Source organism: Aquitalea palustris (assembly GCF_003693445.1).
Lineage (GTDB): Bacteria > Pseudomonadota > Gammaproteobacteria > Burkholderiales > Chromobacteriaceae > Aquitalea > Aquitalea palustris.
This window is the reverse complement of the sequence record NZ_RFAR01000036.1, coordinates 14,150-33,783: the sequence shown is the minus strand read 5'-3', so window position 1 is coordinate 33,783 and position 19,634 is coordinate 14,150. Positions and strand designations below refer to the sequence as shown.

Sequence of the window (19,634 nt, the reverse complement as noted above, 5' to 3'; positions counted from 1 at the left end):
TATTTAATATCAATGAGTTACCGAGATGTTGGACGAAATGAATGAAGTTCAAGCTGACTTAGCCCAGTTAATCAGGCTTGCCCTCGCAGAGCAAACCGAGGACGTACGACTATTCGTTGCTCGGCTCGTACGCAAGTACCGCAACACCGACCCAGAGCTGGCCGAACAGATGGACCTGTACCTGCGCGCGAAGGCATCTCGCACAAGTGCCCCCATGCGCAAGGTCGTGTCGCCCGCCCCATCAACGCAGCCACTGCCTGTCGATGACGAATCGAGGCTGTCTCTGCTGAAGGTTTTCAAAGATGAGCCTGATCGGGAGCAACCTCTGCTGGCGCCCGATCTGGAGGAAACCTTGAGTCAGTTAATCCAAGAGCGCCGCCAGATAAAGCGCTTGGCATCGATGGGCCTGAATCCCACTCGCTCCGCCATCTTTGTCGGACCACCTGGTGTCGGCAAAACGCTGACGGCTCGTTGGCTGGCCTCTCAACTGGGCATGCCGCTATACGTGCTCGACCTGACCGCCGTCATGAGCAGCCTGCTCGGGCGCAGCGGGAGCAACCTGCGGGCAGCACTCGACTTCGCCAAACAAAGCCCCTGCGTGCTACTGCTTGATGAAATCGACGCCATCGCCAAACGGCGAAGCGACGATACCGACGTCGGCGAGTTGAAACGCCTGGTTACTGTCATCCTTCAGGAGGTGGACGAGTGGCCCGCCACAGGTGTGCTGCTGGCAGCAACTAACCACGCGGAATTGATCGATCCAGCGCTCTGGCGGCGCTTCGACCTGGTGATCAACTTCAAGGCACCGGAAATACCCGCGGTCAAACAGGCGATCAAGCGCTTCTTGGGGCCGGACTATGCGATGTTCGGGCGCTGGATCGACATTCTGACCTTCACCTTTAACGGCGAATCGTTCAGTGACATCGAGCGGGACCTTCAGCGCTTTCGACGAGCCATTGCGTTGGGCACGGCCTCGGATGCAGACCTGATCGAAGAGCTCGTCAAATCGCGCGCACTTGCCCTAGAGCGTCAAAGCCGCATTGATCTCGCGGTGTTGCTAGCAAAGCAGACTCGTCTGTCGCAACACTCGATTTCCGACATTACAGGCGTGAGCCGCGACACCATCCGCAAGTACACCAACGAGCAACCGGCTGCAGCCAAGAAAACTTCGAAAGGAAAGCTTAACGCATGAGCCAAACCAATTTTCTGATCGGGCGCGGCGAGCTGCTGACCCACGACATCAAGGGACCAAAACGCATGCCGGGCAAGGCCGAGGTGTACACGCTTGGGCAAGCAATGCAACGGTTGATACCTCAGTTCACGGCAACCGCCACTGCACTCGATGCGCTGCCATCACACGCCTGCCCCGGCGACTTTGGCGTGGCTCGCCTAACGATGAATCCCAGCTATATCGCCCGGTCGTTCTTCCCGGTGGCAATGCTTCGCACCGTCGGTCTGGCATCAGTCGGCAGTCGTACCGTGAAGGTAATGCCTGAAGGCTGGACCAAGAAGGGGCCACCACAAGAATCCACGACAACAGAGTTGTTCGTCGTCGGCAAGCGTCAGGCGTTTCGCCACCTCAACGACTGGACCCAGCAGATCGAGCCTGAATCCGACGAGGCGCTAGACTTGGCGCATATTGAGCAGTTTTCGGCATTCACACCTCAAGAGCGCATTGCCGACTACTGCAGCACGAAGGATCGATTCTTCGAGGTTGGCCTTCATCTATTGCCTGATGAAAACCGCCTGTTCGTGCAGCAGGCCTTCGTGAGGTACTCCAAGGAGGTCGGCGTTAAAGTTCATGCCGACCTTGGCTTCACAGCGGGAAACTTGTGGTTTGTACCCGTCGAAGGCAAGCACGATCACATCGAAAGTCTGGCCGAATTCGTGTTCGTGCGAATCATCCGACCCGTTCCCAAGCTGCGCGGTATGCGGCCAGTGCACCGCACAGGCGAAGTATCGGTCGGCTGCAACCTGCCGACCGAGCAGCCGCTGTCGTCGGAACCCAAGGTCGCCATCCTCGACGGTGGCTTGCCCAAACAACACGCAATCGGCCCGTGGCTGCGCTCGTACCGCATCCTAGACGAAGACGCGCAGGACGATCCTGCAGGCCTGGAGCATGGCTTGGCTGTCAGTTCCGCATTCCTGTTCGGCCCCATTCAGCCTAACGGCACTGCCTCTCGCCCTTTTGCCTACGTTGATCACCTGCGCGTGCTCGACAAGGATGCTGACATCGAAGACCCGCTGGAGTTGTACCGGACCCTGGGATTCGTCGAACAGGTCTTGTTGTCGCGCCAATACCAGTTCGTCAATCTCAGTCTGGGTCCCGATCTGCCAATCGAAGACACCGACGTGCATGCCTGGACGTCGGTCATCGATGATCTACTGAGCGACGGTGACACCTTGATGACCGTGGCAGTTGGCAACAATGGCCAGATGGACCGCGCCTCCGGCAATGCCCGCGTGCAAGTACCCTCGGACTGCGTCAATGCACTGGCAGTCGGTGCAGCCAGCGACACCGAGGCGAATTGGGCGCGTGCGCCATACAGCGCAGTCGGCCCCGGCCGCAGCCCTGGAGTGGTCAAGCCAGATCTGATGGCATTCGGCGGCAATGCGGGCAATTATTTCCATGTGCTGTCGCCGGGTAAGAAAGCGACTCTATCACCTCAGTTGGGCACGAGCTTCGCGTCCCCTTACCTGTTGCGCAACGCTGTCGGTATTCGCGCCATCCTTGGGGCGGAGCTGTCGCCGCTGGCGATTAAAGCGCTGCTGGTCCACGCCGCGGACGCCGCGACACATGACAAGCTAGAGGTAGGCTGGGGCAAGGTGCCCGAAGACTTGATGAGCATCATCACTTGCCCGGAGGGTGTTGCGCGTGTGGTCTACCAGGGAGAACTGAAACCGGGTAAATATCTGCGTGCATCACTGCCGCTGCCCGTCGGGGGCCTGAACGGCAGCGTTCGCCTCAAGGCCACCTTCTGCTATGCCTCACCGACGGATCCGCAGGATGCCGCCGCGTACACGCGTGCCGGCCTGGAGGTCGTATTCCGCCCCAGCGACGAGAAGATCAAAGAGGGCAAGGCCAACGCCGACACCAAGAGCTTCTTCGACATGAAGAAGTACGCAACGGAGGAAGAACGACGCTCCGACATGGGCAAATGGGAAACGGTATTGCACAGCGCGAAGAACATGCGCGGCAGTACCCTCAAGAACCCGGTCTTCGACATCCACTACAACGCGCGCGAAGCCGGCCACAGCGCAACCGGTGCCGAGAAGATCCGCTACGCACTGATCATCACGGTCGAAGCCCCCAAGCATGCCGACCTCTACAACGAGATCCTGCGCGCCTACGCGAAGACCCTGGTACCGATCCAGCCGCAAGTATCACTGCCGATCCGCATCCGGTGAAGCAACCAGGACCACCACTGAACTATCAAACAAAAACACTGGAGGCAGAGATGCCTGTAGCACTCAAACGCAAGGACAAAGATGGTATGCCCTACCAGCGGCCACCTGAAATTGAGGCTTGGATCGAAAAGCTTGAAGCCGTTGATGTAGCGACACGACTTGCACAGTTCGATGGCGTATCGAGGAAGCGCCCGACGTATGTCCCAACGGAGGCTGTGCTGTATTTTCTGCGACGAGCTTGGGTGGCTGGCGAACAGGGGCATTTCGAGAAAATTTTTCGGATACTTCTGAAGCGTGTTGATCAGTCACTGCATTCGGCGATTCCTGACGCTCGGATGGATGGTGCCGCAGAAATTCGCGATGAGATTCGCAGTCGCTTCATCGTCCTGCTCACCAAGGACTGCAACACACATCCTGGCCTTCTAGATTTCTACGAAATCCGTTTTGACAAGGCGATGGTTGGACTTCGAACTTCCGTACTGCGCAAGATCGGACCCGCGACTTGCAAGATCAAGACGGTCCCGTTGGGGAGCGAAGATGATGATGGTCCTGCGATTTCAGCGGAAGTCGAAGCTGCATTCGTGGAATTTATGAGTGGTGATCCGAAAAAAATTGACGACCCCGCTTTCCGGTTGGTGCTTTTCTCTGCGATTGATCGTCTACCCCAGGATCAAAAGCAAGTTATCGGTCTCCTCTTACAGGGGATTCCGATCGATGCCAAGGAAAGAGATGTCATGACAATTGCACGCATTCTCCAATGCGACGAAAGGACGGTTCGCAACCGTCGTGATCGGGCCTGTAAAGCTCTCAAGGCCGTTCTTGAACAGGAGGCTGAAATATGAGCACTGAACATTCCAGATTCGACGAAGAAGAAATTCTCCTTGCGTTTTCAATAGAGCCTACGCATGACCGTGCAACATTGGAGTATTACTTAGACCAGTACCCGGAACATGCGCAGGCCCTCGTTGACTGCTCGATTGAACTGATGATGGATGCATTATGGGCCAGCGAAGACGTGCAGATTTCATCTGAGCAGGTGGTCGAGCAGGCTTGGCAACAGTTCCAGGTAGCCATGAAATCAGCACAAAGCACCCCTATCACTAACCCCTTTGCTCAGTTGCCCCCCACCACCTTCAAGGCAATAGCCAAGAAGCTGGATATCAGCAATTTATTCTTGATTCGCGTGCGCGAGCGGGCGATTGATGCAACCACCATTCCCTGGCGTTTCATTCAACGGTTGGCCGTCGAACTTGGTGCGACCGCTGAAGCGGTGTCAGCCTATCTACATAGCCCACCTGCAATGGTGTCCAGCCTGAGTTTCCGATCAGATGTGAAGCCCAAGGTGGCCCCTCAGATATCGTTCGAACAGGCTGTCGAAACTTCCCAGCTCCAGCCAACCCAACAAGAAGCGCTGAAGGCAATGAGGGACTAGTCATGGACGCGACCGAAGCCGCAAGAAATGAAGCAGAACGCATCCATCAAGCGGCGGTCGCAGCAGGTGCCGATCCATGGAACTCGCTTGAACTCGTCAGCCACGAAGCCGCTCGACGAGACTTTGATATATATGCTTTGCCACCAGGTGACTCAGCCCTGAAAGGTGGACGCGCGGTACTCGACAACCAAGCCGGGTGCATCCTGTATGAAGACATCGGCTCGGCATTTGACCGCGCCTTCCTAATCGCGCATGAACTTGGACATTTTGTCTTGGAAGACAGCGCAGAGGATATCGTGACGGAGGAAGTCGAACCGGACCGTTCAGCCGAAGATGCGCCGGTCGGCGTAGAACGTGTGCTCGACTATGGCGCCAGGGAACGCCGGGAAATCCGCATGGATCTGTTCGCACGCGAACTCTTGCTGCCACGTTCAGCGGTACGGCGTCATCACATTGACAACGGTTGCTCTTCCACCGACATCGCTACACGCCTTGGAGCACCCCTGCAAGTAGTTCAGCAACAGCTACTGGATGCACTACTCTTGCCGAGCGAGATACCGCCAGCTGCAGAGGCAACTGCAGCAGTTCCTGCGTTGACTACCGATCCTACCCAGGTTTTAGCAGCCAATCATCGCGGCACTGCATTCCAGTTGCAGGCCGGCCCAGGTACGGGCAAGACCAGAACTCTGGTGCAGCGCATCGAGAATCTTCTAGCCGAGGGAGTGGACCCGATGTCCATTCTTGTGCTCACGTTCTCCAACAAGGCTGCGAACGAATTAAGTGAGCGGCTCGCCGCGCGAAACCCCAAAGCAGCAGTAGCGATGTGGATCGGTACGTTTCACGCATTCGGTCAGGATATCGTTCGCCGCTTTCACGACAAGCTCGGGCTCCCCGCCAACCCGCGGCTCATCGATCGATCCGAAAGCATTGAACTGCTTGAAGACGAGCTGCCGCGGCTATCGCTGCACCACTATCGAAACTTGTGGGATCCCACGCTTGACCTCAGTGACATGCTCAGTGCGATTTCGCGCGCCAAGGACGAAGTCATCGATGCGGCCGGCTATCGGGCCTTGGCACAATCGATGGCACTGAGGGCCGGCACCGACGCAGCCGCGATAAAAAGCGCCGAGAAGTGCATGGAAGTCGCCTTGGTCTATGAGACCTACGAGCGCCTGATGACAGAAAAGCAATTGTTAGACTTCGGCGATCTGGTTGCGCAACCTGTGCGCTTGGTCGAAACCGATGCTGAAGTAAGGGGGGCTTTGCGCACAAGGCACAAACATGTGCTCGTGGACGAGTACCAGGACGTCAACCGATCGTCTGTACGCCTTCTCAAAGCCATCGCGGGTGAAGGACGTAATCTTTGGGTCGTTGGCGATGCGCGGCAATCCATTTACCGATTCCGCGGAGCATCGGCCACCAACATGGCCAAGTTCACTGAGGATTTTCCTGGAGCACAGATCGCTCAACTGGGCATCAACTATCGGTGTCGGCAAGAAATCATTGATACTTTCGCTGCATTTGCGACCACAATGAAGGCATCAGCCGGATCATTGCCGTTGCATTTGGAGGCTTGCCGCGGCGCCTCGGGCACTAAGCCGGAATTCAGGATGGTGGGCTCAACGGAAGACGAAATTTCAGCGGTGGCGGCTACGATCAAGCGCCAACAGGAAGCCGGAACTGCATTTCGCGAACAGGCATTACTCTGTGCATCCAACGCCCGCCTGAGCGAAATTGCTGAAGGCCTCGAAGCCAGGGGTATTCCAGTACTGCACCTTGGGAGTCTGTTCGAACGCCCTGAAATCAAGGATCTGCTCGCCTTGCTCTCTATGTTGAACGACCCCTATGCCGTCGGATTGGTACGGACGGCCACGATGCCTACGTACGAGCTGCCACTACAAGATGTTGTACAGATCATTGATCAGCTGCGCGAAAACAAAGTTGCAACCCTCGACTGGCGCCGTACCGAAAGCTGGCCACCGCAACTCGCCGAGATGAGCAAGGCGACCCTAGCCCGCGTGGCCATGCTTTTCGAAGGGATGAGCCCCACTGGCAATCCTTGGGCCATTTTGTCCACTTGGGTAATCGATCGTCTCGGACTCGCCAAGACACTGTACCTGGCAGGAGATGCACGCAGCAGGATGAAGGGCCTGGCGCTGTGGCAATTCCTCAATTTCTGCCGTAAACAACCCTCTGGCGCCGGTGTACCCTGCGTGCGTCTTCTTGATCGAATTCGTCGACTCGTCCTGCTTTCGGAAGACCGCGGATTGGGCCGTTTACCAGGCGCCGCAGACCACATCGATGCGGTCCGTCTGATGAGCATCCACGCCAGCAAGGGACTTGAGTTCAACACCGTGCACATTCCCGGGATGGTGACCTCTGGCTTACCACGCAACAACATGACACCACGCTGCGTGCCACCCGATGGCCTCATTCACAGCCCCAACAGAATTACCGGTTTGGAAGCAGTCAAGGCCGGGCACGATGAAGAAGAGGAATGCCTGTTCTTCGTGGCGCTGTCCCGTGCCCGTGATGGACTGTTTCTTTATGCATCGTCAGTTCAGTCTGATGGCAGAGCGCGTAATCCTTCGAAATTCATCCCCCCCATCCGGCATCATCTGCTTCCGCTTTCAACTCCACCGGCACGACTTGCAGGGTTGCGAGCAAGGCCCGCCCTACAGATTGCATGGGAAAAGAAGCCCGTCTGGACCGATAGCAAGGTCAACCTGTTCGAACGATGCCCACGCCGATTTCTTTATACCCACATCATGAAACTTGGAGGCCGTCGTACTGAGACGGCCTTCATGAAGATGCATAATGTTGTCGGGGATGTATTCGATTGGCTGAATGCCACGCACGAGACGACGATGCCAAACGAAGTCGAACTCGGCCCCCGCTTCGATCAAGCATGGCAAACCAGGGGACCAGTCGACCATGGCTATGCGGAAGACTACCGGCGCATCGCACGTCGGCTTACAGACTATCTGGTCGAGACTCATCGCCGTGGCAAACCAGCACCCGCCGCGCCGATCTCGCTTGGTTGGGCGGAAGGTGAAATTCTCGTCAAACCAGACAGCGTTGCACGAAACGATAAGGGGCAGATCGTCGTTCGGCGCGTCAAGACTGGCAAACCGCGACCCAACGCCTTCGATGACATCGAGTACACACTGCTCCTCCTCGCGACCATGCGGGCGTATGGCGGAACAGCTCAAGTCGAGGTCACCTACTTGACCAGCGAAACAACGCTGCCAGTGGAGATCAGCGAGCGAAAGCTCAAGACCCGCAGCGAAAAGGCCCTGGAACTCGTCAGGCGCATCCACGCTGGCGACTTTCCCGTGAAGGAAGAAGCACGCACTTGCCCACGGTGCCCCAGCTTCTTCATCTGCGGTGAACTACCGGCAGGTGCAATCACTATAAAAAAAGTTTGAATCAGCTTTCCGGTTCGGAAATCAGCTGCGATTGACTTATTGAAGGCCAAGAAACCTGCAATCCCGCAGATGGCTGACAGAAAAGGCAATCCAATGCAAACTCAAAATCCTAGCGATAACAGCCGTATCCCTCTGGAAGATGTTGGGGAAGCGATCCGCGAAGGTCGCCACCTCCGTCTGGCCCACCTCTACCGTATTGTGGTGGCTGACGAGCAGCTCAATGAGCGCCACCTGGATATCAGCGACCCAGTTCCGACCGGCCGCCAGATCCTGCAGGCCGCCGAAGTTCGCCCCGTGGCGGACTACAGCATCTATGCGATCTTGCCCTCCGGCGAATTCGAGGATCTGCGTCTTGACGAGACTTACGATCTCCGTGAGCGCGGCGCAGAGCGCTTCATCATCTTCCAGACGGACCGCTCCTTCAAGTTCACGATCGACGACCGTCAAATGGAATGGGGCAAGCCGTTCATCAGTGGCAAGATCCTGAAGGCGCTGGCTAGCGTCCCTGCCGATACCTATGACGTCTACCTCGAGGTGCGTGGCGGTGGCCAGGATATACTCATCCGAGATGCCGACTTGGTCGATCTCAGCAAGCCGGGCATCGAGCGCTTTATCACACTGATCCGCGACACCACGGAAGGTCTGACGGCCCTGCCTGGGGCCGACCAGCGCTATCTCGACAACCACGGCTTCACAGTGGAGATCGTCAGTGACGGACCGCACACGGGAGTTGTTCTCAAGCAAATGCAACTGCCACAAGGCAAGTTTGGCCACCCCGCTGCCGACGTGCTGGTGATCCTGCCACCAGGCTATCCCGACGTGGCTCCAGACATGTTCTTCTGCGACCCCTGGTTGACATTGGTGTCCGCTGGCCGTTACCCAACATGCGCGGACCAGCCACATGCCTTCACAGGCCGCAACTGGCAACGCTGGTCTCGTCACAACAACAACTGGCGGCCGGGCGTAGATGGCCTGCACACGATGATCAAGCGCATCGAACATGCGCTAGCGGAGGCCAAGTAATGTCGGCCGCAGAGCTGGACATCATTCTGCTGGAATCTCATGAAGTGGCGCTGCGCGCGCTGCTTCATCGGGAGAATGGCTCCGAGGCCGCAGCCTACGTGCTGTTCGGCAAGGCAGAGATCGCGGCAGACCCATGGTCCAACCAACCGCGCGTCCGCCTGATCTCACACGAGGTGGTGCCGATCACGCCAGATGAAATGGTTTCATCTTCCGCGGTGCACGTGACATGGTCAACGCAGGGATTCATGCGGCTGCTGGGCCAGGCGCAACAACACAACCTTATCCCTGGGCTAGTACACACGCATCCTGGTGCGAATGCGTTCTTCTCGGACCAGGATGATCGCAACGAAGCTGAGCTGGCGCGGACGACGTTCAACAAGGGTGCCCGGGGGCTCGCCAGCATGGTATTCGGCCAGCACGATGCCATCGTGGGGCGTCTATGGACCTCGGCCAAAGCATCTATGCAAGCATCGTCCATTTCCACAGTCGGAAGCAAAATCAAGATTTGGCACGCGGGCACTGAACGCGAAGATACAGAGTTTCTGGTTCGGCAGGCGGCTTTATTCGGCGAAGGATTCAATCAGGTCGTGCGGGCACTGCGCGTCGGCGTAGTCGGTTGCGGTGGAACTGGCAGCGCCGTGGTTTCGCTACTGACCAGGCTGGGTACTGGTCACCTAGCATTAATCGACAACGACACAATTGACACGACCAATCTCAACCGCGTACACGGATCTCATGCCGCAGATGTGCCGGCAAAACTGCCCAAAGTAGACATCCTCGCACGTGAAATCGAGGCTTGCGGCTTGGGCAGCCAGGTGGTTACTCGGCGTGCATGGGTGGGTGACCCATCGCTGCGCGACATTCTGCGGTCCTGCGATGTGCTGTTCGGCTGTACAGATGACAACCAAGGTCGGCTTACCCTGAACCGCCTTGCTCATTACTACGGGATTCCGGTGATCGACGTGGGGTTACGCATGCGGTCGGCCAAAAATGGTGTGGACTACGACATGACGGGTCGCGTCACGACCATCAGGCCTGGTAATCCGTGTCTGATGTGTCTTGGAGTCATCAACGCCCAGCGCGCTGCTGCCGAAGGTTTACAAAGAACTGATTCGGCCGAATTTGAACGTCGCAAGGCTGAAGCGTATGTTGACGGCGGTGGTGATCCAGCCCCGGCAGTAGTCACGTTCACGACCAGCATTGCTTGCGCCGCAGTGGACGAATTGATCCAGGGCTTGACCGGCTTCCGTGGTGAAAACGGTATGGTGCACAACCGCATCCGCCGATTCGACCGTGTAGAAGATCGTTCAATGACGTGCAGACCGGTCCCAACATGCCCGATTTGCGGAACTGAAGCTACCTGGGGTCGTGGCGACGTGAACCCCTTTCTTGGAGTGATCGGGTGAGTATGAAACGACACTTCGCATTGATGCTGCGCCACTTCGACATTCTGGACTTCGACTTGCTCGTGAGGCAAGTCGATCGACACCCGGGTAAGGCCGAGATCCCGGCCGGCGAGCTGTGGTTAGTCGTGGATAGTGGCGTTAAGAAATGGGCATGCCTCAGCTGCCCCGGCGGGTGCGGTGTACAAATCTCGCTTTCGCTGAATCCAGAACATCGTCCACGCTGGAAGGTTGAGCAGGATTTTTGGAGGCGCCCAACGATTTCACCCTCTATCCATCAGCAGAAGATGTGCCGGTGCCATTTTTGGATACGAAAGGGACAGATCGAATGGTGCAAGATTTGAACGCTACTGCCCTTGGGTATCACAAATAAGAAGGGAAGAATCGAGAGAAAAGGAAAATGACGACATGACTGTGTTCCAATGGCTCGGGCGAAATTGCCAGGAACAACTGACTGTGTCACTGAGCCCCGCAAACTATCAGCGGTTGCAAACGGCCACGGCAGCATACATCGCAGTCAAGACTAATGAGTTTGAAAGGCAACTCTCCATGAATGGGTGGGTGCAGAATTTAATGTGATGGTCAGGCTGACCATCACATTAAATTCTGCACCCACCCACCTAGAGTGTCTTGAGCATTTCTGGGTCAAGGAGCTCTTTGAGCTTCACACCAAGCGCATCAGCCAATAGTCCCATATTGTCGATAGAGACATTTCGCTCCCCGCGCTCAACTTCTGACACATACGTTCGGCTCAGGCCGGCTTGTAGTGCCAATGCCTCCTGTGACACTTCTTTCAAGCGTCGTACCTGCCGTAGGTTTTTAGCAAAGACCATCCGTGCAGCATGTGGTTTGGATACTTTTTCCATACGGAGAGCATCCGGCTGCGCACGAATTTGCTCGACGGCCTATAGTTGCAAATTAGACAACTATAAGTGAATATTTGCTATCAATACCGCATGGAAAGACTCTTATGGACAGCAGTAGCGCTACAAGGGGTGTTAGCGGCCGCGTGGATGTCAATGGGACATCGGTCACAGTGCTGAGTCATACATGGGAGGTCGCCGACCGGCAGACGTGGAGCAAAACAAAGGTCGAGCTATCAGGTGGCGGCGGTTATGTGGGTCCGTATGGGGGCTATGTCAATGCCCCTCAGCTAGTTACACATGTCGCGGAGCAGCAAGAAATCTGGCTGCGCGATGAGCATGGCAAAGAAATCCCGCTGCGGCTACATAATGGAGGCATAGCGGTCCGAGTAGGACATCGCGTAACAGTCGCCGGCATCGAAGCACATGGGCAATCATGGCTGGTCGAGGTGCGGAACACGGATACCGGTCATCGCAAAAGAATGATGGCAAGTTGGGGGCAGCTACTTCACCAAGCTGCAGTATTGCCCCGCCCCCGTTGGCTTGATTTTTCAATCAACGCGAAGGTGGTCCGCATTCTTGCATTCGGCCTGGTAAGTTGGTTATTGGCAGTACTCATTTTCATGATGGCGTACCGATTCGGAATAGTCTCCCCCAGCAAGGCTGAACAGCTACAAAATCAGATTCGCCTCCTGGAACATCAATCAATAGATGCCTCAAGCCAACGCGTTCGTCGAGATTTAGAGCACCAGGCCCAAGAGCTGTATCCCGCTTTGTCTTTAGAGCGAGCAGCAGACCGGCGCAATGCCCTGCTCTGGGTGAATGGCCTTGGTATATCATTTCTACTCAGCGGTATGCTGTGGCAACATCGTCAAACGGGACAGTACCGGCGGAACCTCAGTAAAGCCGAAGAACGGCTAGAACGTCTCTTGGTTCCCTCCTCTCAGAAGAGCGCATGCCCTGAAATACTGTAGGGGCAAGCTGAACCAACACATGCAAGGTGAACATTCATGGGGAGTGAAAATTACAATGCTCTTGCGCAGCCACCGCGAGAGCCTAACCAGTACTGGAGTGTAGAGCTGATTCCAGAGCTCTGGCCGCTGTACCAAGAGTTTCTTCAAAAGCTGCACACTTCAGACTGCTTTTGGCACCTGCGCGGCATCTCGCATGAACGCGGAGACATGATTGACGTACAGGGGTTTGGTGATGAAACCTACCATCAACTTGCTGAATGGTTCAGCGACCAGGCAGAGGGGTTGATGGAAGAAATTCACGCACGGAAGTAGCTCGTCTGTTCAGTGCATTAAAAAGGCAAGGTCGATTTGGTTCGCCTTGCCTTTTTCAATTTTGACTTTCGTTATTTTAAAATAGCAAAAACAAATTGAACAAAAGTTACTGTTTGTAATTTTAAATTTCCGTGCATAGACTTCAGACAATCACATCGCCACTCTGCAGAGCGCTCCAGATTGCATGACTCTGCATCAAGCAACAAAACGGAGGGGAGCATGCCGAGGCTTATTAATGCTAAGCAGTTGGCAGACCGACTGGGTATTAGCCTGCGCTTGCTTGAGGATCTCATTGCACGACATGCAGCCCCCCAACACATCTGGCTCGGTAGAGTACGACGCTGGGATCCTGAGCGGGTAGAAGAATGGCTGGAGCGCGAATTTGAGCGCGATACAGATGCAATGAACACCTGAACTCACAAACCCAAAGCAGAGAAGGAGATAAACATGCCATAGCCGCCTGAAGTTATTACTACTGGCGGAAGAGCGAAGCCCCCACGGTTCTACGAAAACCAGGGGGCTTCATGAGTTGACTCGATTGTGCTCTCGTCAATCTCATCTTGGCTTTTCCGATGCGGACAGTCAAGGGCATTTTGCTCGGGGCTGTCCCAACACACCCTGGCATCCCTGTTCAGCCCTTGCTGAACCGGTGCCCTAAAGGAAAAGCCATGAAACATCGCCGCCTGCCTGTCCCCAGGCACAGCAGACCTAGCCCCGAGTTATTACGCCACTTCAAGACCAAAGCCCATAGACACAGCTCATGGTCACCCTCCCCACTTAAGCCAATGGTCGCTTGCCTAGCCGGACCACAAGCCTTCACAGAGGCTCTTGCTAGCCTCGCTCTTCCTCCCGACGTGTTGGCCCAGTCGTGGGTCCTTGTTGTTCATAACAATGCAGCAAGGCTAATCAGTCATACCGAGCTCGTCATGCTTTTCAAGTGTGACAACGGTAATAATGATCGGGGAATCGTCATGCTCATTCCATCTATACGCAAGATTCACAACCACAATAGTGACAAAGTGATTGGGTTCTCATATAGCCATAGGATGAATGGACTTATTCCATGGGAAAGCACACTTGAGCGTGACTGGCTTCTACATTTAGAAGCAAATCCATCAGTCAAAACCATCCAAAGCCAGCCACAGCGATTTGATTATTGCCTTAATGGCAAGTGGCACCTATACACTCCAGACTTTGAAGTGCATTGGAAGGATGCATTAAATAGATTGCCGACCATTTACGAAGTCAAGCCAGAGGAGATATCGGCAGATAATGAATTTAATGAAGAAGCAAATGCAATTGGATTTCGACTATCACAGCTTGGCTATGAATTTATTGTTGTTGACAGCAAAATTATTCGCGATGGCAACCATTTAAAGAATTTAAATCACTTAAAGCACTATGCAGATATTTTTGTAACTCATCGTGATCGACAGCTCATTGCCGATTATCTACTAAAAGAAGGTCCATGCACCCTGGCTTGGCTCGCAATTCGATTGAACGGTAAATATTTGAGCCTTTGCGGACTTTATCACCTTCTTTGGGAGGGTTGGCTGGAATATGATAAACAAAAAATCATCAACCCTCTATTAAAAGTACATCTTGCGGAGGAAGTAAAAAATGACTATTCCGCTTAGGGAAGGCTTCTCGGTAAGTTTTCACGGCCATCACTTCCGAGTTATTGATATCCAGCCAGATCGGACAGTGACGTTGCTAAATGAGCGGACTTCGAATGCAAAAACATTCAAAAATGATGAAATTGAAGCATTCCGCCAGCAAGGACTACTGAAAATTATCGAGGGACAAGACATCTTGTTTAGGGAGGATGGCTTGCCCCCTATTCCTGCTGCGCTACCTGCTCATCATAGACTGAAACTGCAACGCAGTCTGTGCTATGTCAGGGCTGTCTTGAATCAGACATCCACATTCTCGTGTACACGTGAACTCAAGGTCATTTCGGCGTCTGTTGCGAAGTTAATTCATGACGACAAGCCTCCAAGCCCTTCCTCCCTTTATCGCTGGTGCCACCGCTACGTACAGAGTGGCGAAGATGTTATGTCTCTTGCTCCATTAACTGCTAATTGCGGAAGACGCCACGGTCAAATTGACGTAGAAGTAATTGAGATATTTTACATGGTCATTGATACCTACTACTTGACGAGGGCCCGGACTAGCTTAAGAGAAACCCACGCAGAACTGGCTGACCGAGTGATTGAAGCCAATCAAAACCGTTCTAAAACAAATTGGATTCGCACAGTTAGCTATACGGGCTTCTGCAAGTTAGTCAAGCGGCTGCTTGACCCCTTTGTCGTGATGACAAGGCGGCTCGGCGAACGGGCCGCTCGTCGTTTTTTCCGAACGAGGGATCGTGGCCCTTCCGCCCTATTTCCTTTAGAACGGGTTGAAATTGACCACACCACACTGGATATTATTCTAATCCATCCGATCACAAAAGCGTATTTACGACGACCGACCTGTACCGTTGCCATTGATCACAGGACACGCATGGTCTGCGGAATTTACATAGATCTTGAACCACCATCATCCATAGCTGTGTTGATGTGTTTACGTCAAGCCGTGATGTGCAAGCAAGGAATTGTCGATAGTCTATCAATTGACATCAATCTAACATGGCCGGTAGACGGACAGTTCAGGCTGATTTGCATGGATAACGGTCCTGAATTTCATGGCAATGCTCACAAACAGTTCTGCGCAGACATGCATGCCGATATGCAATATTGCCCCCCGGGAAAACCATGGTACAAGGCAGCGGTTGAGCGTTTTATTGGAACCCTCAACCATCAATTAATTCATCGACTACCAGGCACTACTTGGTCAAATCCGGTTGAACGTGGCGACTACCCTTCAGAGAAATTGGCATTCTTGACGCTACATGAGTTACGACAGCTCGTTTTCCAATGGGTTGTCGTTAAATATCACAATACACGGCATAGTGAACTGGGGGAAACACCGCTCCAGTGCTGGAAGCGCTTGATAGAAGAGCACCCTATTCCTCCCTTACCAGACAGCCTTAGTTTAGAGGCGGAAACCGGTCTTACTTTTCAGCGCAAGATCAGCAATGGGCGCATTGGCACAAAAGGCTTGATCTATCACCACCCGTACTTGGTTCACCTGGAAGAAAAACTACCTGAAAAGCAGCTATTCATGCTTCGAATTGATCCTCAAGATGTAACTCAAGCCTATATCGCTGACCCAGTTAACAAAGCCTTAGTTAAGTTGAAATGCTTAACGCCAAATATTGAACCAGGTACAAGCTGGATTGAATTTCAACAGTCTCGCAAAAAGAATAATTCTGATGTGCCAGAAGATATGGATCCCCATATCGACACTATTCGTCAAGAAAAAGCCAAATTCCGTAGACAAGTGCATCAACTTCACCAAGATGCAGAACATGAACTTGAACGAAAAACCCAGCAAAAGACTCGGGAAAAATATAAGAATCGCCGCAAAAGTCAAACAACTAGCCAAACGAAGCCTAGTTCATCTCAATCTTCTACTTCCGAAATGGATAATATTGATTGCGATAACTGGTTTGTCGAAACCTCCAAAACCAAAGGAGAACGGTGATGGACCTAAAATACGAGGATGTTAAGCAGAAGCTACAAGCAATAAAAGAGATTCGCGTTCATTATCCAATTTTTAGCGCAATCTTAGCTAATATGGAACGCTGTCTTGAGGAGTCGGTCGATCTGGCTGAGCCACTTTGCATGATCATCACGGGCGATACCGGTGTTGGCAAAAGCACTATTATTAAAACCATGTCAGATCGCCACCCTTCTATAAAAACATCTGAAGAAGTCAATACACCAGTACTGGTAGCCTCTGTCCCACTACCAGCAACCATCGGCGCACTATATACATCCATACTTACAGCACTAGGCGCTCCCTTTCCAGATCGGGGAAAGATCGAATACAAGCGTCTACGACTGTTCGAACTGCTCAAACGTTGCAATGTACGCTTGATCATCCTGGATGAGTTCCAACACCTGGTAGAGCGAGGTACCCGTCAACGCATCGAAACTGTCGCCGACGCAATCAAAAGCTTGATCAACCAAACAGCGCTACCCTTCATCCTCGTAGGTATGCCCGCGGCCTGTGCTGTTCTTGAGTACAGCCCACAACTCGCTGGACGATTCCCTCTGTCGGCGGAGATCCCCTTGTTCGACTGGCTGGAGCAGCCCACCAGTTTTGAACGTCTGCTGAATTGCTTCGAGAAGGCGCTGCCCTTCGCCAAACCCAGTGGGTTTGGCGACGAGACCATGCCAGCACGCTTCTACTTGGCTACGGGTGGCAATTTCCGCTCTTTCACGACACTTATTCGCGACGCATCGCGTTCCGCACTGATGCAAGACTGCGCTCGGATTGAACGGGAGCATTTGATTCGTAGTTTTAACACCCTCTTGGCGGCCAATCGGCGCTTAAGGGCCAATCCGTTTCAGGAGAGTAATACAGCGATTGAACGCTGGATCTACCAACTGAGGAGGAACCAGTGATGAGCACGCTTCCTGAGACATTGATAGAACATACTAGGCAACTCCTGTTCCATCCCCAACCACAAGACTTCGAAACGTTGCCAGGCTATCTGCTCCGGGTCGCGGATCTAAATTGCTTACAGCACCCACAGGAGCTCTTAGACTTCCTTGAACAGAAAGCTGAAACCATCTACCGGGCTCCACTAACACCACAGTTAGGGGTGTATTCGCTGGGAACACTTGCCCAACAGCTGAAACAGCCATTGGAAAAGATCGTTGCAATGGCATGGCCACTTGATATTCGCGTCGGCAAACACCGTCGGTTTCTTTATCAAGGCCTAATCTGGCCACTTGAATTATTGCGTCATGACTATCGTGCCTGGTGCCCGTACTGCTTATCTGAAAGATCAATGCATCGTGCTGACTGGGATTGGCACCTATCCACTTGCTGTCACAAGCATCAAACGATTTTGCTTGATAGATGTCCGGCATGCTTTAAGCGGGTAAGTTGGCACTATGCCTCACTTCATCGCTGTAGCTGTGGTTTTCCACTGCATACGGCACAATCTATACCTGTAGAAAAACATTATGATTCTATCGAAATATGTACACTTACAACGACAGAGATCCAGCGTTACATAACCCTTGCATTATTAATATTAAAAACTCCAAGCGGGGGTATTTCTACAAAGAGTCTTTCTGAAATTACGCCAGAAGAGTTAAATTTAAAAATTGGCCAAATATCGATTCAAAGCTTACGAGATCATGAATCCTTTTATAAGGCTATCGATTTCCATCTAGAAGAAAGGTACAGGAACGAGCCAACACTTGGGCCACGTTATGCCACCGCCCCATTGGCCCAGGGTTTGAAAATTGATACAAATTTTGATCAAGAACTGATCGACATTACCAATCGCTGGCTGGCTAGGGATAAAGTAATTTCAGAAATTCACATACAAACAGAAAGTCCGCAATCACAGAAAAATCTAACTATTGAAGTCGCAGGGTACATTCTGAATGTTTCCCACTATATACTTCATCGCCTGATCAAGAAAAAAGTACTTGTATCCGTTTCAGAATCTGGCTGCTCGGCAAACACTGCGCGACCTTCACGCAAAGATCTATTCGTCAGTGGCAAAAGCTTAAGCCAGCTACAACATTTTCTGGCGCAGAAAAATCCAGCCACACAAGGGCAATCAGTGAGTTTTGATCATTATGGAATCGATTTTTCCACAAGATTAAATCTATTAAATGACTTACTTGAAAGCAAAGTGACTGTTGTAGCCTATAACCCATGTATTGGCCTGCCTAGCCTTCAATTGATGGTTCCTATTAAACAGGTCGAAAATTCCAATTTTCTCAGTGTACGCGAGGCCGCGAAAATTCTTAAAATTTACCCGGATGCTATTTATCGGGTGGCCAAGTCAGGGCTGCTACCTTACAGCTCACATCTAGTGCGTCAAATCATAATCGATGTAGAGGATTTGGGGAAATTCCATCAAGATTTTATTTTTACTCGCGAAATAGCTGACCGGTTAAACTGCACTGCTACAAATTTGGCAGACAAAATTATCTCAGCAGGAATCAATCCAGTGCACGGCCCCAGTATTGACGGTGGCTTGCTATATGTTTTCCGGAGGCAGGAGGTTGAAACTCTTGATTTAGTTGCCGTATCCCAGTCTCGCTATCAAAGCAGATGTGGTCGTGGACATAAGCGTCAACTCGCAAGCCAGGTACCTAATCTTCTCCTACCGTCAGATGCCTGTAAATTCCTTAGCATTAAACCCCATCAGCTTGACCGACTGTGCCAATTCGGATTTCTGACGCCAATACGGAAACCAAGCGTAGGCCTATCATATCTTGACAAAACAGAGTTAGAGGAATACTTGGCAAGCTATAAGAACAACAATATGTTCATTCGGATTGATGACATAAAACTAAAAATGCGGATAAGCACTACCCTCTGGAATGATCTTGTAAATCTGGAACGTGTTAGGTCGATCACTGATGGCATAGTGCGATATGTCTACAAAGACCAGCTAGCTGAAGCCATAAAATATCGGAGTACTATTTTTAGCACCAAGCAGCTCTCAGAGGCAACTGGTCTTTGCAAGGCAATAATCAGATGGGAGGCAAAATATGGCTGCCTTGCAGATATAGTAATTCGAACAGGCAATGGTTCCCCTAAGCTATTCTTCCCAAGATCAGCGGTGGCTAAGCTTAGAAAGCAGCGAAACCATTTAAGCAATGCCACAAAAAAATCTTAATATTATTACATTGTTGATCACACTCTCAAAA

The 19,634-nt window shown here is 52.7% G+C and carries 15 protein-coding genes; 14 read left to right on the top strand and 1 reads right to left on the bottom strand.

Annotated features, from left to right (window positions below):
- Nucleotides 1-25 precede the first annotated feature (25 nt).
- From EAY64_RS09315 to EAY64_RS20870, 8 genes are all read left to right on the top strand, one after another.
- Entirely contained in the window at nucleotides 26-1,192 is a 1,167-nt protein-coding gene (locus tag EAY64_RS09315; protein ID WP_103524495.1) for an AAA family ATPase, read from the top strand.
- The gene (locus tag EAY64_RS09310; RefSeq protein WP_103524494.1) at nucleotides 1,189-3,408 is read left to right on the top strand and encodes a S8 family peptidase; all 2,220 of its coding nucleotides are present in this window, start codon (nucleotides 1,189-1,191) and stop codon (nucleotides 3,406-3,408) included. The genes EAY64_RS09315 and EAY64_RS09310 overlap by 4 nt, the downstream gene beginning before the upstream one ends.
- A 50-nt stretch (nucleotides 3,409-3,458) precedes the next feature.
- Nucleotides 3,459-4,250, top strand: coding sequence for an RNA polymerase sigma factor (locus EAY64_RS09305; protein WP_103524493.1), 792 nt, complete (start codon nucleotides 3,459-3,461; stop codon nucleotides 4,248-4,250).
- Nucleotides 4,247-4,840: a hypothetical protein gene (locus tag EAY64_RS09300; RefSeq protein WP_103524492.1), complete on the top strand. Its 594-nt coding sequence runs from the start codon at nucleotides 4,247-4,249 to the stop codon at nucleotides 4,838-4,840. Before EAY64_RS09305 ends, EAY64_RS09300 begins: the two co-directional genes overlap by 4 nt.
- A 2-nt stretch (nucleotides 4,841-4,842) precedes the next feature.
- On the top strand, nucleotides 4,843-8,268 hold the full coding sequence (locus EAY64_RS09295) for an ATP-dependent helicase (RefSeq protein ID WP_103524491.1): 3,426 nt from the start codon (nucleotides 4,843-4,845) through the stop codon (nucleotides 8,266-8,268).
- Between the two features lie 69 nt (nucleotides 8,269-8,337).
- Nucleotides 8,338-9,291: a multiubiquitin domain-containing protein gene (locus EAY64_RS09290; protein WP_199734425.1), complete on the top strand. Its 954-nt coding sequence runs from the start codon at nucleotides 8,338-8,340 to the stop codon at nucleotides 9,289-9,291.
- Complete coding sequence (locus EAY64_RS09285; RefSeq protein ID WP_103524489.1) at nucleotides 9,291-10,697, top strand: ThiF family adenylyltransferase; 1,407 nt, start codon at nucleotides 9,291-9,293, stop codon at nucleotides 10,695-10,697. Before EAY64_RS09290 ends, EAY64_RS09285 begins: the two co-directional genes overlap by 1 nt.
- A 2-nt stretch (nucleotides 10,698-10,699) precedes the next feature.
- Complete coding sequence (locus EAY64_RS20870) at nucleotides 10,700-11,038, top strand: ubiquitination-like system serine protease family protein (RefSeq protein ID WP_369407074.1); 339 nt, start codon at nucleotides 10,700-10,702, stop codon at nucleotides 11,036-11,038.
- A gap of 276 nt (nucleotides 11,039-11,314) precedes the next feature.
- Here the strand turns inward: EAY64_RS20870 and EAY64_RS09275 are convergent, their stop codons facing one another.
- Nucleotides 11,315-11,560 carry a helix-turn-helix domain-containing protein gene (locus EAY64_RS09275; RefSeq protein WP_103524488.1) on the bottom strand — a complete coding sequence of 82 codons (246 nt, stop codon included), beginning with the start codon at nucleotides 11,558-11,560 and terminating at the stop codon, nucleotides 11,315-11,317.
- Nucleotides 11,561-11,664: 104 nt separating this feature from the next.
- Here EAY64_RS09275 and EAY64_RS09270 point away from each other — a divergent pair, with 104 nt between their 5' ends.
- The 6 genes from EAY64_RS09270 to EAY64_RS09245 all read left to right on the top strand — a co-directional run bounded on the left by EAY64_RS09270 (nucleotide 11,665) and on the right by EAY64_RS09245 (nucleotide 19,603).
- The gene (locus EAY64_RS09270; protein WP_103524487.1) at nucleotides 11,665-12,531 is read left to right on the top strand and encodes a hypothetical protein; all 867 of its coding nucleotides are present in this window, start codon (nucleotides 11,665-11,667) and stop codon (nucleotides 12,529-12,531) included.
- Nucleotides 12,532-12,567: 36 nt separating this feature from the next.
- A complete protein-coding gene (locus tag EAY64_RS09265; protein ID WP_103524486.1) occupies nucleotides 12,568-12,843 on the top strand; it encodes a hypothetical protein in 276 nt (91 codons plus the stop codon).
- A 668-nt stretch (nucleotides 12,844-13,511) separates the two neighbouring features.
- Nucleotides 13,512-14,480 (top strand): TnsA endonuclease N-terminal domain-containing protein, encoded by a 969-nt coding sequence (locus tag EAY64_RS09260; protein ID WP_226034144.1) that lies wholly within the window; start codon nucleotides 13,512-13,514, stop codon nucleotides 14,478-14,480.
- A complete protein-coding gene (locus EAY64_RS09255; RefSeq protein WP_103524485.1) occupies nucleotides 14,464-16,431 on the top strand; it encodes a TnsB C-terminal domain-containing protein in 1,968 nt (655 codons plus the stop codon). Before EAY64_RS09260 ends, EAY64_RS09255 begins: the two co-directional genes overlap by 17 nt.
- Entirely contained in the window at nucleotides 16,431-17,357 is a 927-nt protein-coding gene (locus tag EAY64_RS09250) for a TniB family NTP-binding protein (RefSeq protein WP_103524484.1), read from the top strand. Before EAY64_RS09255 ends, EAY64_RS09250 begins: the two co-directional genes overlap by 1 nt.
- Nucleotides 17,357-19,603, top strand: coding sequence for a TniQ family protein (locus EAY64_RS09245; RefSeq protein WP_103524483.1), 2,247 nt, complete (start codon nucleotides 17,357-17,359; stop codon nucleotides 19,601-19,603). Before EAY64_RS09250 ends, EAY64_RS09245 begins: the two co-directional genes overlap by 1 nt.
- The last annotated feature ends 31 nt before the right edge of the window (nucleotides 19,604-19,634 follow it).